Annotated in this window: 15 protein-coding genes; 9 read left to right on the top strand and 6 right to left on the bottom strand. The window is 70.2% G+C overall.

Translation table 11 applies throughout. From position 1 onward, the window contains the following. Position 1: 1 nt before the first annotated feature. Complete coding sequence (locus C0012_RS10485; protein ID WP_162621920.1) at positions 2 to 1,099, bottom strand: hypothetical protein; 1,098 nt, start codon at positions 1,097 to 1,099, stop codon at positions 2 to 4. An 84-nt stretch (positions 1,100 to 1,183) separates the two neighbouring features. Between C0012_RS10485 and C0012_RS10480 the strand changes: the two genes are divergently transcribed. The 3 genes from C0012_RS10480 to iolB all read left to right on the top strand — a co-directional run bounded on the left by C0012_RS10480 (position 1,184) and on the right by iolB (position 4,834). After that, positions 1,184 to 2,557 (top strand): ATP-dependent DNA helicase, encoded by a 1,374-nt coding sequence (locus tag C0012_RS10480; RefSeq protein ID WP_110590009.1) that lies wholly within the window; start codon positions 1,184 to 1,186, stop codon positions 2,555 to 2,557. Between the two features lie 65 nt (positions 2,558 to 2,622). Continuing rightward, positions 2,623 to 3,870 carry a serine hydrolase domain-containing protein gene (locus C0012_RS10475; RefSeq protein WP_110589924.1) on the top strand — a complete coding sequence of 416 codons (1,248 nt, stop codon included), beginning with the start codon at positions 2,623 to 2,625 and terminating at the stop codon, positions 3,868 to 3,870. Positions 3,871 to 3,958: 88 nt separating this feature from the next. Continuing rightward, positions 3,959 to 4,834 (top strand): 5-deoxy-glucuronate isomerase, encoded by an 876-nt coding sequence (gene iolB / locus C0012_RS10470; RefSeq protein WP_110589923.1) that lies wholly within the window; start codon positions 3,959 to 3,961, stop codon positions 4,832 to 4,834. A gap of 12 nt (positions 4,835 to 4,846) precedes the next feature. On the opposite strand, the gene C0012_RS10465 is transcribed toward iolB, so the two are convergent. Further along, on the bottom strand, positions 4,847 to 5,386 hold the full coding sequence (locus C0012_RS10465; protein WP_110589922.1) for a TetR/AcrR family transcriptional regulator: 540 nt from the start codon (positions 5,384 to 5,386) through the stop codon (positions 4,847 to 4,849). A gap of 90 nt (positions 5,387 to 5,476) precedes the next feature. Between C0012_RS10465 and C0012_RS10460 the strand changes: the two genes are divergently transcribed. Beyond that, positions 5,477 to 6,994, top strand: a complete 1,518-nt coding sequence (locus C0012_RS10460; protein ID WP_198411126.1) for an MFS transporter — start codon at positions 5,477 to 5,479, stop codon at positions 6,992 to 6,994. Between the two features lie 139 nt (positions 6,995 to 7,133). On the opposite strand, the gene C0012_RS10455 is transcribed toward C0012_RS10460, so the two are convergent. The 3 genes from C0012_RS10455 to C0012_RS10445 form a co-directional block, all read right to left on the bottom strand. Beyond that, positions 7,134 to 7,793: a YitT family protein gene (locus C0012_RS10455; protein ID WP_110589921.1), complete on the bottom strand. Its 660-nt coding sequence runs from the start codon at positions 7,791 to 7,793 to the stop codon at positions 7,134 to 7,136. 100 nt (positions 7,794 to 7,893) lie between these two features. Further along, a complete protein-coding gene (locus C0012_RS10450) occupies positions 7,894 to 8,553 on the bottom strand; it encodes a LuxR C-terminal-related transcriptional regulator (RefSeq protein ID WP_110589920.1) in 660 nt (219 codons plus the stop codon). Next, positions 8,546 to 9,742 (bottom strand): ATP-binding protein, encoded by a 1,197-nt coding sequence (locus C0012_RS10445; RefSeq protein WP_110589919.1) that lies wholly within the window; start codon positions 9,740 to 9,742, stop codon positions 8,546 to 8,548. The genes C0012_RS10450 and C0012_RS10445 overlap by 8 nt, the downstream gene beginning before the upstream one ends. Before the next feature lie 104 nt (positions 9,743 to 9,846). Here C0012_RS10445 and C0012_RS10440 point away from each other — a divergent pair, with 104 nt between their 5' ends. Genes C0012_RS10440 through C0012_RS10430 form a run of 3 tightly spaced genes read left to right on the top strand, consistent with a single transcriptional unit; the run spans position 9,847 to position 12,306 of the window. Beyond that, positions 9,847 to 11,250, top strand: a complete 1,404-nt coding sequence (locus C0012_RS10440) for a PspC domain-containing protein (RefSeq protein ID WP_110589918.1) — start codon at positions 9,847 to 9,849, stop codon at positions 11,248 to 11,250. Then, positions 11,247 to 11,510, top strand: coding sequence for a hypothetical protein (locus tag C0012_RS10435; RefSeq protein WP_110589917.1), 264 nt, complete (start codon positions 11,247 to 11,249; stop codon positions 11,508 to 11,510). Before C0012_RS10440 ends, C0012_RS10435 begins: the two co-directional genes overlap by 4 nt. Before the next feature lie 10 nt (positions 11,511 to 11,520). Then, positions 11,521 to 12,306, top strand: a complete 786-nt coding sequence (locus tag C0012_RS10430; RefSeq protein ID WP_198411125.1) for a thioesterase family protein — start codon at positions 11,521 to 11,523, stop codon at positions 12,304 to 12,306. Positions 12,307 to 12,328: 22 nt separating this feature from the next. Here C0012_RS10430 and pcp read toward each other — a convergent pair whose 3' ends face one another. Next, entirely contained in the window at positions 12,329 to 12,967 is a 639-nt protein-coding gene (pcp, locus tag C0012_RS10425) for a pyroglutamyl-peptidase I (protein ID WP_198411124.1), read from the bottom strand. 146 nt (positions 12,968 to 13,113) lie between these two features. Here pcp and C0012_RS10420 point away from each other — a divergent pair, with 146 nt between their 5' ends. Next, positions 13,114 to 14,082 carry an endo-beta-N-acetylglucosaminidase H gene (locus C0012_RS10420; protein ID WP_110589916.1) on the top strand — a complete coding sequence of 323 codons (969 nt, stop codon included), beginning with the start codon at positions 13,114 to 13,116 and terminating at the stop codon, positions 14,080 to 14,082. A gap of 158 nt (positions 14,083 to 14,240) precedes the next feature. Then, entirely contained in the window at positions 14,241 to 17,330 is a 3,090-nt protein-coding gene (locus tag C0012_RS10415) for a GH92 family glycosyl hydrolase (RefSeq protein ID WP_110589915.1), read from the top strand. Positions 17,331 to 17,389 lie beyond the last annotated feature (59 nt).

Genomic DNA, 17,389 nt, shown 5'->3' with positions numbered 1-17,389 from the left:
CTCAGCCGTCGCCGGCGCGGTCGATCGTGATGTGGACGGTGCCGTCGTCGCGCACGTCCACGTCGGCGACCATCGTGAAGTACACGTCGCGTTCGACGGGGACGAACGCGCCCGTGATGTAGTCGCGCACCGTGAGCGACAGGCGTGCCATTCCCGAGGTCGCGGAGACCTCCCAATCGTCCTCTGCGGGCACGAGGGCGGTGCGCGGCGGCTCAGCGATCTCCCACGTGATGTCGGACTGGGCGATGCCCGAGGCCGAGACCTCGGCTGGCGCGCCGAACGGGCATCCGGACGGCTGCAGCACAGCCTGCGTTGTGCACGTCGAGACGAGGTACTCCTCGACCTTCGTCTGCACGACATCGCTGAGCTGATCGGTGGGCTGCGTCTGGATGTCGATCGGGATCGTCTCGAGCAGGCCCGTCGACCGCACGGTGCGCGGGGGCGCAGTCGTCGCCGCGGTGTCGACCGCGATGTCGTAGGAGCCGGGTGAGAACGTCAGGAGCGAGACGGGGTCGAGCGGCTCGGCCTCGATCCCGGCGGGCGAGATCTGCCGCTTGTCGATCTCGAAGTCGTTGACGGTGAAGCGCCACGAGCCGCGTACGGTCAGGTCGACGATCGAGAGGGGACTCTCGGCGAAACGCCACTCGGGGACGAGGCCGGTCGAGTCGGCCTGCTCGACGCGGAACACCATCTGATCCTCGCGGCCGTCGAGGGTGAACTCGACCGTGACCTCGGTGAACTCATCCTCGCCATCCGTGATGGTGCGCTCGTCGATCGCGTCGATGTCGGTGATCTCGCTCGTGAGGGTCGCCGACCGCAGGAGCGTCTCGGAGGCGTATCCCCGCTCGATGTCCTCGAGCTCGGCGAACTCGGGCGCGACGCCCGGCATCGCGAGCGCGCCCGGCGCGTCCGCGTCGGCGATCCTCTCGACGTATCGCTCGGCGAATGCGCTCGCGCTCCAGAACTCCCGGTGCAGCGAGAGGAAGCCGATGACGATCGCGCCGAGGAGGAGCGCGAAGAGGCACAGTGCGGCGACCAGCTGCAGGGCCAGATGGGACGAGCCGCGCGTGCGAGGCGGCGCGTCGGATCCGGAGGGCATGCGCACAGTCTAGAAACGCCGAGCCTGTGGAACACCTCTCCACAGGCCAGTCGTTGCACGACCGTGCTCTCGTACGATGGTGAGATGCCCACTCCCGCCCTCTCCGCCGAGCAGGAGGCGTTGTTCCGGCTCATCGAGGACACGCAGGAGCACGTGTTCGTCACGGGCCGTGCGGGAACGGGGAAGTCGACGCTTCTGCGGCACCTGACGTGGAACACGAAGAAGCAGATCGCGATCTGCGCGCCGACGGGCGTCGCGGCGTTGAATGTCGAGGGGCAGACGATCCACTCGCTGTTCAAGCTGCCCATCGGGCTCATCGCCGACAGTGACATCGATCAGTCGGATGCGACACGGAAGCTGCTGAACGCGATCGACACCCTCGTCATCGACGAGATCTCGATGGTGAACGCCGATCTCATGGACGGCATCGACCGTTCGCTGCGGCAGGCGCGCGCCCGGCGCCGCGAGCCGTTCGGGGGCGTGCAGATCGTCATGTTCGGGGATCCGTATCAGCTGGCGCCGGTGCCCCCGCGCGGCGATGAGGCGAAGTACATCGCCGACCACTACCGCTCGTTCTGGTTCTTCGATGCGAAGGTCTGGGCGGGCGATCAGGCGGGCGACGGTCTCCTCGAGATGGGGCGGCACGGCGCCGAGCTGCACATTCGCGAGCTCACGCAAATCCACCGTCAGGGCGACGACGTGTTCAAGACGATGCTCAACGCCGTGCGCTACGGCCGGGTCACGGCGGACATCGCGCAGACTCTCAACGAGGCCGGCGCCCGCACGCCGCCCGACGAGGGAGGTGATCCGGTCATCACGCTCGCGACGCGCAATGATCGCGTGAACGCGATCAATGCGAAGCACCTCGAGGCGCTCCCCGGGCGCGAGCAGACGGCTGTGGCCGAGATCTCGGGCGATTTCGGGCGCGGCGACGTCTATCCGGCCGACGAGCATCTGAAGCTCAAGGTGGGGGCGCAGGTGATGTTCCTCCGCAACGACGTCGGATCCGGCGGCGAGCCGCCTCGCTGGGTCAACGGCACGATCGGGACCGTCACCCGGATCCAGGGGGACAGCGTGCGCGTCGACGTCGACGGCGACGAGTTCGATGTCGAGCCAGCCGTCTGGGAGAAGTACCGCTACGCCTACGACTCGTTCCAGAAGAAGCTCTCCCGTGACGTCGCCGCGGAGTTCACGCAGTTTCCGCTTCGTCTGGCGTGGGCCGTGACGATCCACAAGTCGCAGGGCAAGACATACGACCGCGCCATCGTGGATCTCGGATCGGGTGCGTTCGCGCCGGGGCAGACCTACGTCGCGCTGTCGCGTCTGACATCGCTCGACGGCCTGTATCTCACGCGGCCGCTGCGTCCGCGCGACATCCGCGTCGACGAGGACGTGCGTCGCTTCATGAAGAACGCGTGGGAGAAGCAGGGGGCAGAGATGCGGGCCGCATCCGGGTGATCCCCGAGAGGCACGCATTCGCTCACCGCATAGACTACGGGGCAGTCTGCATTCCAGGGGGTCACATGGGTTTCTCGCACCGTCGTGGACGGGTCTTCGGTATCGTCACGGCCGTCATCGGCGCGCTGGCGCTCGCCGGATGCACGAGCGGAGCGACGCCGGCGCCCGACGATGATCTGGATCCGCTGCCGGACGACGTCGTCGAGCGCATGCAGTCCGCCACGGAGCGCGCGATGACCGCCGGGGGTGCGCCGGGCGCAATCGTCGGCGTCTGGGTGCCGTGGGCCGGAGCCTGGGAGTCAGGGGTCGGCGAGACCGCGCCCGGCTCTGGTACGGCGCCGGACACGTCGATGTCGTTCCGTGCAGGCGAGATCACGCGGTCGATGACGTGCGACCTCCTCTACGCCATGGACGGCGGCGCGGTGGACCTCGACGACTCGATCACCACGTTCGTGCCGAGCGTGCCTCAGCTCGAAGACGTCACGCTCGTGGATCTGTGCGACGGAGTCGCGGGCCTCGCTCCGTCGCGGCCGGGGCTGTGGCAGCACATCTTCGCGAACAGCGATCGCGTATGGAACCCGCGTGAGTTCGCCTCGTCCGGCCTCGGCGAGGGGCTCCGCAGCACGGAGAGCTGGAGAGACTCGGACACCGCCTACTTCCTCCTCGGCATCGCGCTCGAGAACGCGTCGCATACATCGCTTCACGACCTGTATGCGAAGCACGTTGCCGAGCCGCAGGGGCTTGAGAACACCTTCCTGCCATCGGACGCTTCGGGAGCGCCCGGCACGAACGCCCTTCCCGGGTACTACACGACGGCGCAGATCAGGCGTGAGGGCTGCGAGGCAGACCCGATGGAATGGACGGAACTGTCCGCGTCGATGGGGTATGCCGATAGCGGGATCGTCACGACCCTCGACGACCTGCGCGACTACACGGCCGATCTCGCTGATCGCGCGGGATCGAGTGACGAGCTCGAGCCGCGCTGGGCCGAGTCGCTTCCCGTCTCTGCCGACGGCGACCAGTGGGTGCGCGCCGCGGGCGGCAATCGCCTGTTCGGGTCGATGATCGGGCAGCAGGGAGGGATCCCCGGGTACAGCACGGCTGCCTACAGCGATGTCGATACGGGGCTGACGGTCGTCGTGGTGCTCAACGATTCTGCCGGGGGCGGAGAGCTCGCGGGAGCGCTCGCACGCGAGCTCGCTGCACTTGCGATGGAGGTGCCGGGCGAGGGCGACTCCGGCGCTTCGCTGCCGTGGACGGCGGCCCAGGCGCACGACGCGGTCGGAGCGGCCGCGGTCTGCCCCGTGGAATAGTCCGAGCGCGCAGGCGTCTTCACGCGGTACGCTGTCTATGTCCGTTTGACAGGACATTGATACTCGATGGACGCGAAGGGGCGCAGCGATGGGCGAGTACCGAATTCCCGCCGGCGAGACGGCGCACGATGAGTGGGCGATGGACATCACTCCCGAGCGGGCCGGGTGGGCTTACAGCGGCATCCGATCCCTTTCGCTCGACCCCGGGCAGGCGGTCTCATTCTCGACGGCCGGCGACGAGGTCATGCTCGTTCCTCTCGAGGGCGGGTATCGCGTCGGCGTCGACGGCGAGGGTGACTGGGATCTCGTCGGGCGGGCGGGCGTCTTCGACGGGCCGACCGACGTGCTCTACGTGCCCCGCGACGCGCACGTCACCGTGACGGCGGTCGGCGGCGGGCGTCTCGCGATCCCGACCGCCCGAGCGGAGAACCGTTTCCCCGTGCAGTACGTCGCGGCGGACGACGTCCCTGTCTTCGTCCGCGGCGCGGGCGCCTGGTCGCGTCGCGTCCGCGACTTCGGCAATGCGAGCGTCGTCGATGCCGATCACCTCATCGCCGTCGAGGTCATCAATCCCGGCGGCAATTGGTCGGGGATCCCCCGGCACAAGCACGACACGGCGGGGGAGCACGAGTCGCAGCTCGAGGAGATCTACTACTTCGAGGCCGCACCGACGCCGGGGGCTGACGGCTACGGTCTCATGCGGGTCTCGTCCTCTGAGGCGGGCGAGATCGACGTCGCCGAGGAGGTGCGCTCGGGCGACGCGGTGCTCGTGCCCTTTGGGTGGCATGGGCCCGTGACGGCGCCGCCCGAGAGCGATCTGTACTACCTGAACGTGATGGCGGGATCCACGGGGCGCAGCTGGAACATCACGAACATCGACGAGGATGCGTGGGTGGCGAAGCGATGGGAGTCGCTCGATCCGGATCCCCGCGCGACGCGCGAGGGGCGTCCGAGCGGGCAGTGAAGTGATGTCGCGTCAGTCGCCACGCACCATGCGCAGCAGCTCGGACACGATCTCGTCGCGGCGCGTGGCCGGGTAGGGGGCCTGCTGCATCGCCTCGTCGACCCAGATTCCGTCGGCGGCGGCGAGGGCCACCTGCTGCTGCAGCGTGAGCGTCGCGACGTCCCCCACCCAGCGGTCGCGGAACGCGATCCATACGCTCGCGAGCTCGCTGTCGTGCATCACGTCGACGAGGACCGACAGGTCTCCTACGGCGTCGATCTCGCCCTCGGTATCGATCGATGACAGCAGGAAGGCGGCGATCCGGTCTTCGCGCGACGCGGCGTCGAACGGCGTGCCGAGGTGGCGCAGTGCATCGTCTTCCCAGGCGCCGATGAGGCGTTCGATGACGGCGCGGGCGAGGTCTTCCTTCGAAGGGAAGTGGTAGAGGATTCCTCCCTTTGTCTTGCCGGCTTCGGTCGCGACGGCCTCGTAGGTGAGGGCGCCGAGCCCGACGCGCGACGCGACGCGGAGGGCGGCCTCCTCGACTTCCTGTCTGGCGCTGGGGCGGCTCATCGGATCCTCTCGCTGACGTTCGGTCCAGGCTAGCCGCGTTGCCCATGATCTGCCCAGTTACTATACCGACCGTACGGTACAGTAACTCTCATGGTGAAGACAGATACGATCCGTCGCGAAGTACGGGCAGGCGCGCGGCAGTGGGTCGCGCTCATGGTCCTGACGCTCGTCATCGTTCTCCTGGCCGTCGACGCGACCGTCCTCGCACTCGCGATCCCCGCGCTCACGGAAGCCCTGAACCCGACGGCGACCGAGGTGCTCTGGATCGGCGATGCCTACTCTTTCGCGATCGCGGGGCTGCTCGTCACGATGGGCAACATCTCGGACCGCATCGGGCGCAAGCGGCTCCTGCTGATCGGTGCGGTCGCCTTCGGGCTCGCCTCGATCGTCGCCGCGTTCGCGCCGACCGCCGCAGCGCTCATCGCGGCCCGCGCCCTCCTGGGCGTTGCGGGCGCCACGATCATGCCGTCCACCCTCGCGATCATTCGCGACATGTTCCGCATCCCGCAACAGCGCACCCTGGCGATCGCGGTCTGGTCGGTCGGTTTCACCGTCGGCGCTGCCGCCGGGCCGCTCGTCGGCGGCGCGTTGCTCGAGCACTTCTGGTGGGGATCCGTCTTCCTCATCAACGTGCTCGTCATCGTTGTCGTGGTTGCTCTTGGCGTCTTCCTGCTGCCCGAGTCGCGCTCCGCGGCCCCGGGACCCATCGACCTCGTCTCGTCCCTGTTGTCGATCGTCGCGATCGTGCCCGTCGTGTTCGCGATCAAGCACGCGGCAAAGGGACAGATCGGTCTGGCCGAGGTGATCGCCCTCGTCGTGGGCGTCGCCGCGGGGTGGGCATTCGTGCGCCGCCAGCGCACACTCGCCGTGCCGCTCGTCGACGTGGCGCTCTTCCGGGTTCCGGCCTTCTCCGGGGCGATCGTGGCGAACCTCGTGTCGGTCTTCGCCTTCAGCGGCCTGATCTTCTTCTTCTCGCAGTACCTGCAGCTCGTGCGCGGATTCTCACCGTTCGAGGCGGGGCTCGGCGAGCTGCCGCTCTCGATCGGATCCGTCGTTATCGTCGCGTTCATCGCGATGATCGTGGCGCGCTTCGGGCAGGGGCGTGCGATCGGCGCCGGGCTCGTCGTCGTCGCGGTGGGCCTCGCCGGCCTCGCGGTCGCGGAGGCGATGCCCGGCTACGCGTGGATCGCGGCGGCGCTGGCGCTCGTCGGCGTCGGGATCGGCGTCGCGACGGCGGTCGCGACCGACGCCGTCGTCGCGGCCGTCCCGCGCGACCGCGCCGGCGCCGCGTCCTCGATCTCGGAGATGGGATACGAACTCGGAGTGGCGCTCGGCATCGCCGTGCTCGGGTCGCTGCACAGCGCGATGTACCGCGCAGCTCTCGAGCTGCCGGCGGGCACTTCTGCGTCGCTGCGCAGGGCGGCCGACGAGTCGCTTCCGCAGTTGGCCAGCGCCGCGCACGACGTGGGCGGATCGGAGGCCGCGCTCGCCGCGGGGCGCGAGGCGTTCACGATCGCCATGCAGCAGGCCTCGGTCGTTGCGGCTGTTCTCGTCGCGATCGCGGCGGTCATCGCCTGGCGGGTCATCCCGTCCGTGCGCACGCGCTGACGGATCCGCTGTTCTTGGGGGCTTCCGGCGGAGGCGGCGGCGGCCAATGTCGGTTTAGCGCAACCTCTGATGTCGGTATAGCGCAGCCCCAGGTGTCGAATCGGCACGCCACGGCGCCGGTCCCTTCCGGGACCGGCGGTCAGTGTGGCGCGCGGATCCGCGCCGGCAGCGCGACGTATCGGCCCGGGCGGTGGTTCACCGCGATGATGAGGTTCATCACGACGACGCCGATCGCGGACGCGAGGACGACGTGCCACGGGGCGACCGATAACGAGGCGAGCACCACGACCGTGTCGAGCACCATCATCACGTAGCCCGCGCGAAGGTGGAACCGCTCCTGCAGCAGGAGGCCGACGATGTTGAACCCGCCCATGCTCGCGCCGTGGCGGAACATGATGATGACCCCGACGCCGGCGATGGCGGACCCGACGACGGCTGCGTAGAAGGGGTTCAGCTCGATGACGCCGAGGACTCCGATCCCGGGAATCGCGTGGAACGATGCGGCCGCCGAAACGAGCGTGATCGCCAGGCAGCTGCGGAGGACGAACCCCCACCCTTTGCTGCGGATCGCGAGGAGGAAGAAGGGGATGTTGACCGCGAAGAACAGCACGCCGAAGGGCGCCGGCGTCGCGTAGTCGAGAAGCAGCGAGACGCCCGCGGTTCCGCCTGACACGACCCCTCCCGCGCGCAACAGGAACAGGCCGATCGAGATGACGACGGTGCCGCAGAGGATCCCGAGGATGTCGTCCACGATCGAGTGCGTGGGAGTCGGGTGGGGGACGGGGATCTCGCTGGTCATCCCTTCGAGCTTGCGGCGTGGTGAGCGGATCGCGCAAGTTCAGGGTGAAGAAGTGAGCGAACTGACGGGTTGTGATGACGTTAAGATCGCAGTCTGGCGATCAGAGCAGCCGACGTGCCGATGCCCAGGCCGTGAGTTCGTGGCGGGACGACAGCTGGAGCTTGCGCAGCACGGCCGAGACGTGGGATTCGACCGTCTTCACCGAAATGAAGAGCTCGGCCGCGACCTCCTTGTATGCGTAGCCGCGGGCGATGTACCGCATGACCTCCTGCTCGCGCGCCGAGAGGCGGTCGAGCTCGTCGTCGGCCTGCGCGGTCTCGCCGGCCGCGGCGCCGAACGCGTCGATCACGAATCCCGCGAGGCGTGGCGAGAACACGGCGTCTCCGCTCGCGACGGTGTGGACGGCGCGCGACACGTCGGATCCGGAGGCGCCCTTCGTGATGTATCCGCGGGCACCCGCGCGGATCACTCCCACGACGTCCTCGGCCGCGTCGGAGACGCTCAGCGCGAGGAACTTCGTCGCCGGGACGACGGGAGCGGCTTGGCGCAGGATGTCTTCGCCTCCCGTCGCGGCGCTCGCGGATCCGGGGAGGTGTACGTCGAGGAGGACGACATCGGGCCGCATCTCGGTGATGATGGCGACAGCCTGATCGACGTCGGCAGCCTCGCCGACGACATCGATCGAGTCGTCGAGGTCGTGCCGCAGCCCGGAGCGGAAGATCGAGTGGTCGTCGACGATCACGACGGTCAGATCAGGCACGTGGCGCCTCCTGCCGTGAGGGGTGACGGATGTGCACCTCGGTGCCGCCCGTGGCGCCCTGCGTGACGACGGCGGATCCGCCTGCGCGCCGCATGCGCCCGATGATCGATTCGCGCACGCCGAGCCGGTCGTCGGGGACGGCATCGAGGTCGAAGCCCTCGCCGCGGTCGCGGACATAGACGTCGACGGCCCCCACTGACCCCTCGATGTACACCGATACCTCACCGCCCGCGTGGCGCGCCGCATTGAGCATCGCCTCCCGGGCGGCGGCGGCGACCTCGCCCGTGGCGCGTTCGGTCGAGGCGCCCGTCGCGACGACCGTCACCGCCGCTGAGTAGTCGAGTTCGAGCGCCGAGCCGTAGTCGCGCAGATCGGTCGCGAGATCGCTGTCGGCGGGGGTGTCGCCGTCGTAGAGCCATGCGCGCAGCTCGCGCTCCTGTGCGCGGGCGAGCCGCCCGGCCTCGCTCGATGCTCCGGCGCGGTTCTGGATGAGCGCGAGCGTCTGCAGAACCGAGTCGTGCAGGTGCGCGGCCATCGCAGCGCGCTGCTCCTCGCGGATGCCCGCGATGCGCGCGATCTGCAGCTCGCGGAAGCGCTGGATCCAGGACGACGACCACACGAAGGCGATGCCGAGGAGGGCGGCGAGGGCGAGGAGGGCGAGCAGCGGCCCCGCCGAAGAGCCGGGCGACGCCTGGATGCTTGTCACCGCGGTCGCGGCGAGGAGGCCGGTCGCGATCGTGCGCACGACGGCGACGTGACGCGGGCCGCGCGCCGGATCCGCGCGGTCGACGAGAGACGACCACACGCCCGCGGACACGGCGAAAGTCGTGATCGCGACGAGCATGGCCGGGATGATCGGACTCACATACCCATAGGCGGTCGCCTCGAAGAGATACGGGAGCGTGAGAAGGCCGCAGACCCCCGCGGCGGCGAGCAGGATCACGGCGACCGGAACGCGTCGCGTTGCGTGCGCGTCTCCGGCCTCGCGCGGCACGAAGGCCCACAGCCACAGGTACAGCAGGGCGCCAAGGCCGAACAGCCCCGTGCTGACGACGAACAGCGCGCGGACGGGGCCGGCCCGCCAATCGAGGTGCTCGGCCACGGCCGCCGCGACGCCCGACACGGCCGCGTGCCGCGGTCGCCGCAGGGGCGGAGCGGGGGGCGGCATCGGGAGGGCGATCGCGGTCATGCATTCATGTAACCACCGACCACCGACATCCGCTCCGGGGCTCAGGGACGAGTCAGGGGGATCCCTCATGGCGGGAGCGGACTCCGAGCGGGCACGATCGATGTATGACCGATCAGCAGTCCTCCGTGCCCCGCGAGGGTTCCTTCCGTGCATGGGTGGACGACCTCGGATACGTGCGTCGCGACGGCTGGATCGGCGGTGTCGCGAGCGCGATCGCGCGGCGGCTCGGCGTGGATCCGCTCATCGTACGCGGCGCGTTCGCGGTGACGGCCGCGATCGGGTTCCCCGCCCTGTGGATGTATGCGATCGCGTGGGCGGAGCTGCCCGATGGGGAGGGGAGGCGCGTCTTCGGCCGCGGGCGCGTCGGGGAACGGGTGGGACTGCTGCTGACGGTCGTCGTCGCGACGATCGGATCCCTGGCGACGGTCGTCGCCGCGCGAATCCTCCTGGCCTACGATCTGATGTACGGCCTCACGGTTTCGGCCGTTCCGCTCCTGCTCTGGGGCGGTTTCCTCCTGGTGACGATCGCGACCCTCATCTGGTTCGCGCGTCGCGCGCCGGTGCACATCGACTCCCCCCTCATCGAGGGGGTCCGTGGCGAGGCTGTGGGGGCCGACGCCACCGGCGGGGCGGCTTCGGGCGCCGCCCCGCCCCATTCGCCTGGCGAGGCGCCGGCGCCTCCCGAAGGCGGCGGGGACATGGACGCGTGGCGTGAGCAGTACGCCGCATGGCGTCGGCAGCATGATGAGTGGCGCCGTGCGCTCGCCGTGCAGGAACAGGATCCCCGCGCCGCCGAGCGCGAGCTGCGTCGCGCGCAGCAGGCGGCCTTCCGGGCGGAGGCCGCGCGAATGCGCGCCGAGCGCCGCGCCGCACGTCCGCGCACGTCCCTCGCGTTCATCGGCGTCGCCGTCGGCCTCGCGCTGCTCGTCGGGGGTGCAGTGGGCGCTGCGACCATCGTCGATCACGGGGTCGAGACGGCCGTGACGGCGGGGGCCTTCGGGGGAGCGGCCGTCCTGGCGCTGGCCATGGTGACGGCGGGCGTCCTGCGTCGCCGCAGCGGCTTCCTCGCGCTCGCGACGATCGCCGCGCTGCTGCTCGGCGGATCCGGCATCGGACGCGCGGCCCTCGAAGGCTTCGTGCCGCCGGGGGCTGTGCGCTATCCGAGCGATGGGCCGCTGGCCATCGACCAGCCGTTCGGGCTGCTGTATCTCGAGGTCGGTTCGTGGGACGGCGGTGACGGCGTCACGACGGTGACGAAGGGCACGGGCGACACGCTCGTCACCGTCTATGAGGATGTCGACGTCGACGTGCGCGTACACACAGATGAGGGGAACGTGATCGTGTCGCAGTGGAACGACGAGGGGGAATGGGCCGAGCGTTTCCTCTCTCCCCGCCCGGACGGCGGGTATCGCTGGGTCATCGACGCGGAGGAAGAGCAGGCCACGCGCACGATCGAAATTGCCCAGACGAGCGGCGATGTGCGCATCCAGGTGGAGGATCGACGATGAGTGCAGACAAGCGGCCGGGGATCCGATGGGCGGGGATCGTCTTCGGTGCCCTCTTCGCGCTCGGCGCGGTGTCCGGTCTCGTCGTGGCGCTGGACGAGGGCATCCTGGACGTGCTCCAAGAGTGGTCGCGACCTGTCGCCTTCAGCGTCGGCCCATCGACGCTGCCGTTCCTGTCGGTGGTCGCTGTGGGCACGGTGGTCCTGGCGCTCGCTGCCGTCGCCCTCGTGCGCCGCGCCCGTCGGAGGGCTGCGCGCGACTAGGATCACCCGCGTGAAACCCACGAGCTACTTCGAGCGCATCAGCGCGCGCGAACTCCAGCCGACGCCCGCCACAAGCGGCGCATGGAACCCCGACGAGGTGCACATCGCACCGTTCATCGGGCTTCTCCTGCACGAGGTCGAGCGCGATGCGGCCGCGCGTCGCGGCGAGGACGCGCTGACCGTGACGCGGGTCGCGTACGACATCTTCGGCGCCTTCCCCCTGGATCCGCTGCGGGTCGACACCCGCGTCGTCCGGCCCGGACGGACGATCGAGCTGGTCGAGGCGACGCTCAGCCAGGGTGAGCGGACGGTGCTCGCGGCCCGCGCCTGGCTGCAGCGCGCGGGCGACACCGCCTCGATCGCGGGCGACCATGACGCACGGATCGCCGGCCCCGACACGATGCCCGTGGCATCGCAGGACGAGTGGTCGGGCGGATTCGTGCGGTCGATCGAGGTGCGCCGGGGCGAGTGGCAGCCCGGTCGCGGCGTGTTCTGGGCCCAGAGCGATCTCGACCTCGTCGCGGGAGAGGGCGCCTCGGATCTCGCTCGCGCCGCGCGCCTCTTCGACCTCGCCAACGGCATGGTGCCGCGCGCCGCGCCCGACGAGGTCCTGTTCCCGAACATCGATCTCACGCTGCACGTGTTCCGTCGCCCGCGCCGCGGATGGGTGGGGTTCGACACCTCGGTCGCGTTCGGCCCCGACGGGCACGGCCTGACGTCGGCCGTGCTGCACGATGATGGGGGATCCTTCGGCCGCGTTTCGCAGACGCTGACCGTGCGGCCGCGGCGCGCCTGAGCGGCCCCGGGTGCGGCCGGGCTCAGTGCAGCGTGCCGGCCGAGACGTCGACGTCGCGGGCGTGCGCGAGCGTCGTGCGCACGGCGAGTTCGAGCGCGCGCACGAGTGCCGCGGAAGGCAGCGACGGCGCGCCGCCGGGTGCCGTCTCATCGGACCACGGCACGTGGACGAACCCCGCCCGCATCCCCGGGCGCTGCGCGGCCTCGTCGAGGGCGACGTACATGACGTGATTGCAGACGAAGGTGCCGGCCGTGTGCGACACGGCTGAGGGGATCCCGGATCCGTCGATCGCGCGGGCGATCGCCTTCACGGGGAGCGTGGCGAAGTGCGCGGATGGCCCGCCTTCGACGCACGGTTCATCGATCGGCACGGCTCCCGAGTTGTCGGGAATCCGCGCATCGCGCAGATTGATCGCGACGCGCTCCGGCGTGACGCGCGTGCGACCGCCCGCGAGGCCCGTCGCGATCACGATATCCGGAGCGTACGCGGCGATGAGCGCCCGCAGGGCCGCGGCGGCCTCGTCGAAGGCGACGGGGAGCACGGCGGTGACGAGGTGATCGTTCCCGCCCCACCGCCGGCTGATCTCGGTGACCGCCTCGCCGGAGGGGTTGCGTGCGTCGTCGCCGAAAGGCTCGAAGCCGGTGAGGAGGATCGTGGCCATCCGGAAAGGATAGGGCGGGGCGCCGGGCGTTCCCGTCGCCTCGCCACAGATGCCGGGAGCTCACACCCTTGACTTACCCGATTAAGTCCGGTTGCGTTCGCTGTGGTCCGGCGGCCCGTCGGCCATGAACTCGAAGAGGAGATCAGATGTCCAGAACCACGAGCTTCCCTCTGCGCGCCCGCCGCACGCTCATCGCCGCCGCGGTCGCCGCCATGGGCGCGGTCGCCGCGATAGGTGCGCCGGCCGCGGCCGCACCGGGATTCCCGGGTGTACCGGCCGACCAGGCCTCCGAGCGCGCCTTCGCCGCGACGGGAAACGACGACCCGCTGACGGTCGCGTACGTCGAGGTGAACAGCAACGAGCTGCGTCTCGCCGGTGACTATGAGCTCGAGGATGGCTCGAACGCCCTCGATGTCGCGATCATCTTCGCCGCGAACATCAACACCGATGAGGCGGGCGATGCGTACCTGCACCTCAACGATCAGGTGCAGGCGACGCTCGACGATGCGGCGACGCAGATCCGGCCCCTGCAGGACAAGGGGATCAAGGTGACGCTGTCCCTTCTTGGCAACCACGATGCCTCCGGCTTCGCGAACTTCCCGTCGCAGGCCGCCGCCGAGGCGTTCGCCGCCGACGTCGCCGAGGTCGTCGAGACATATGGGCTCGACGGCGTCGACATCGATGACGAATGGGTGCAGTACGGATCTGGTGACGTGCCCCCGGCGAACGCAGATTCGGCGGCGTGGTTGGTCGACGCGCTCGATGCGGAGCTTCCCCCGCACAGCATCATCTCGCTGTACGACATCGGGGCGACCGCCGCGACGCTCAAGAACGCGCCTGCGGCGACGATCGACAAGATCGACTACATCTGGAACCCCTACTACGGCCAGTACAACCCGCCGCAGTTCCCGACGGTCGATCGGTCGGATCTCGGCGCGGCCGCGGTCGATCTCACCCGCACCTCCGCGGCCGCGGCGGCGTCGCTCGCGGAACGCACCGTCGACGACGGGTACGGCGTCTACGTCACCTACAACCTCACAGCGGGTGACCACAGCGCGTACTTCTCGTCGTTCACGCGGGAGCTGAGCGGTCAGGAGACGGTCTACGTGGGCTGACGGCCGGTCCGGTTCATGTGACGCTCCCCGACCACTCCGCTCGAGAGAGTGGTCGGGGAGCGTCGTGTGTGCGGGTGGAGTGGGCACCGCTTGACTAAAGCGGTTCAGTTCGGAACGATCATCGCGTGTCGTCCTCGTCGCCTTCCCTCACGAGAGGCGTGCCCGCGTTCGCTCCGGCCGCCACCGCCGAACCGGATCCCGAGCGCTGCCTGCGGCTCCAGCTCCCGCCCGGTGCCGGCACCGTCGCGATCCCGGGTCTCGAGGGCGTCCTCGTCGAGGCCGGCGATGAGCTGGTCTGCGACATCCTGCCCGTCGCCGGCATCGCGGACCGCTGGGCGTCCACGGCCTTCGCGGTCGACGTCGTGTTCGACGACGGATCCGTCCTGAGCGCCGGCGGATCCGATCAGCACGGAACGGCGGTGGCTCCCGAGGCGCAGGCAGACGCGAAGCGGCTCTGGGTCGACCAGTGGAACCGCCGCATCGTCGACCTCACCGCGTTCGAGGGGAGGCGGATCCGCGGAGTGCGCGCCGCGTGGCGTGCAGACGAAGCCGTCGAGGTGTTCCTCGGCGACGTCACCGTCCGTCCGGCGCCGCCGCGCCCCGCAGACCTTCTGGGATGGGTCGATACGCGCCGCGGCACGCACTCCTCCGATCGCTTCTCCCGGGGCAACACGGCGCCCGTCGCCGGTCTCCCGCATGGCGGTGTCTTCGCGCTGCCGATGACCGACGCCTCGGCCGGCAACTGGCCGTACCGCTTCCAGATGGCCCGCCCGGCGCTGCAGGCCTTCGCGACGAGCCGGATCCCGAGCCCCTGGATCGGCGACCGCGGCGTCTTCCAGCTCATGCCGAGCCCGCTGGCGCGGCCCGACATCGACAGGGAGGCGCGCGCCTTGGCCTTCGAGCGCGCGGGCGAGCACGCGGGGCCCGATGCGTATCGGGTCGAACTCGGAGGGGCGGACGGCCGGATCGAGGCCCTCATCACCGCCGGCGATCACGTCGTCGGGATGCGGTTCCGCTCCGACACCGGGACGCTCTCGGTCGTCGTCGACCACCTCGGCGAGGCGGTCTCCGCGCGGTGGGCAGTCGAGGACGAAGTGCTCCACCTCGACGTCCGTCTGCGGGATGCGGGGGAGGGGCCCGACCATCACGTGCACGCCGTGGTCCCGAACCCGGAGCTCGTCGACCTCACGCATGTCGACGGGAAGCTCCGCGGATCCGTGCGGATCGCGGTCGACCACGCGGACATCGTCGTGGGTGTCTCGACGATCGATGCCGAGCAGGCGCGGCGAAACGCGGTCGGGCGGTGCGCCGAGACTCGCGGGCAGCAAGATCTGCCGGGAGCGGCGCGGGCCGACGGCCGAATCGACGCCCTGCTGAGCGGCGCGGCCGACGCATGGCGCTCCGCGCTCGGCCGGATCGAGATCCCCGATCCCGACGCCGTGCCGGCCGACGTGATGCGCTCGATCGCCGGATCGCTCACGCGCGTCTTTTCCTCCCCGATCGCCCACGACGAGCCCGCGACGGATGGCCGCCGCTATCGCAGCCCCGTCGGCGGCGACGTCCGCGGAGGGCGGTACAGCGCCAACAACGGCTTCTGGGACACATACCGGACGGCGTGGCCACTGCTCGGCCTGCTCGCGCCGCCCACGGCCGGCGCCCTCGCCGACGGCTTCGTGCAGCACGCCGCCGACGCGGGCTGGGTGGCGAGATGGAGCGCGCCCGGCCCCGTCGACTGCATGACGGGGACGACGAGCGACACGGTCTTCGCGGGGCTCGCCGCACAGGGGGTTCCCCTGCGCCGCGAGGAGGCGTACGCGTCGGCGCTGCGCCACGCGACGGTGCCGGCGTCCGATCCGCGCGTCGGCCGCAAGGGCCTCGGATCCGCGCGCTTCCGTGGATACGTCGACACCGATACCCACGAGGGGCTCTCGTGGACCCTCGACAACGCGATCAACGACGCATCGGCGGCGCGGCTCGCGCGCTCCCTTGCGGATGACGCGGTTGATCCGGACCGGCGCGAGCGGCTCGAGACGGAGTCTGAATACCTCGCGCGCCGCGCCCTGTCGTACCGGGACGTGTTCCATCCGCGGCTCGGGTTCTTCCTCGGGCGCCGCCCGGATGGTGTGTGGCGGGTCGCCGACAACGACTTCGACCCCGCCGAATGGGGGCACGACTACACCGAGACCAACGCCTGGGGGACGGCCTTTACGGCGCCGCACGACGGGGCTGGCCTCGCCGACCTCCACGGGGGCGAGGAGGCGCTCGGAGCGAAGCTCGACGCCTTCTTTGGGGCGTCCGAGACGGCCGATCCGGCGAATGTCGGATCCTACGGATTCGTCATCCACGAGATGTCGGAAGCCCGCGATGTGCGGATGGGGATGCTCGGCCTGTCGAACCAGCCAGCCCATCACATCCCCTTCATGTACTGCTTTGCGGGGCGACACGACGACGCGCACCGTCTCGTCGTGGAGGCGCGCGATCGGCTCTTCGCCGGATCCGAGATCGGGCAGGGGTATCCGGGCGATGAAGACAACGGTGAGATGTCGGCCTGGTATCTCTTCTCGGTGCTCGGCCTGTACCCGCTCGTTCCCGGCTCGGGCGAGCTCGTCCTCTCGCCGCCCCTCCTTCCCCGGGTGGATCTCCGGATCGAGGGGCGCGCGGATCCGCTCGTCATCGCGGCCGAGAACGCGGGGGCGCCGCACATTCGCGGGGTCCGGATCGACGGGGATCCCTGGAGCCGGATCTCCGTACCGCCAGAGGTGATCCGCCGTGCCCGCCGGATCGACTTCGAACTCTCCGACGAGCCGGTCGGCTGGGCGGGAGGATCGCGTCCTTCGTCCTTCTCGCGCGAGTTCGGCGTCGCCGCGCCGGCGCGCGATCTGCTGGCGACGGTTCCGGGGACGGTCACGGACGATACGGCGGAGACGGTGCGCGAGCTCACGGCGGGAGACGCGGTCGAGCTCGCGCTCGCCGCCCCGGGCGCGGTCGGCATGTACACCGTCACCCTTGCGGGTGGACCCGCGCCCTTCCCGGCGCGTCCGGTTGAGGCTGTCGTCGCCCGCTGGCGCGTGGAAGGTGTGACGACAGACGGGCGCGCGGTCTCGCTCGATGCTCGCGACGAGACCTTCGCCGATCCGGGTCAGACGCGGCCCTTTCGGATCCGGGAGCATCGTGGTGTGGCGCTCGCCACCATCCGGTTCATCGCCGAGGGGCCCGTGTTTCTCGCCCAGGTCGAGGCGTTCGTCTGACGGGGCGGATCGCGTGAGAGTCCTCGAGAAGGCTGCCGTGACGGCACGCTTTCGGGCCA

Origin of the sequence: Microbacterium suaedae (assembly GCF_003254645.1) — a bacterium.
In the GTDB taxonomy this organism is placed as follows: Bacteria; Actinomycetota; Actinomycetes; order Actinomycetales; family Microbacteriaceae; genus Microbacterium; species Microbacterium suaedae.
This window is presented reverse-complemented; position numbering and strand designations above follow the sequence as displayed.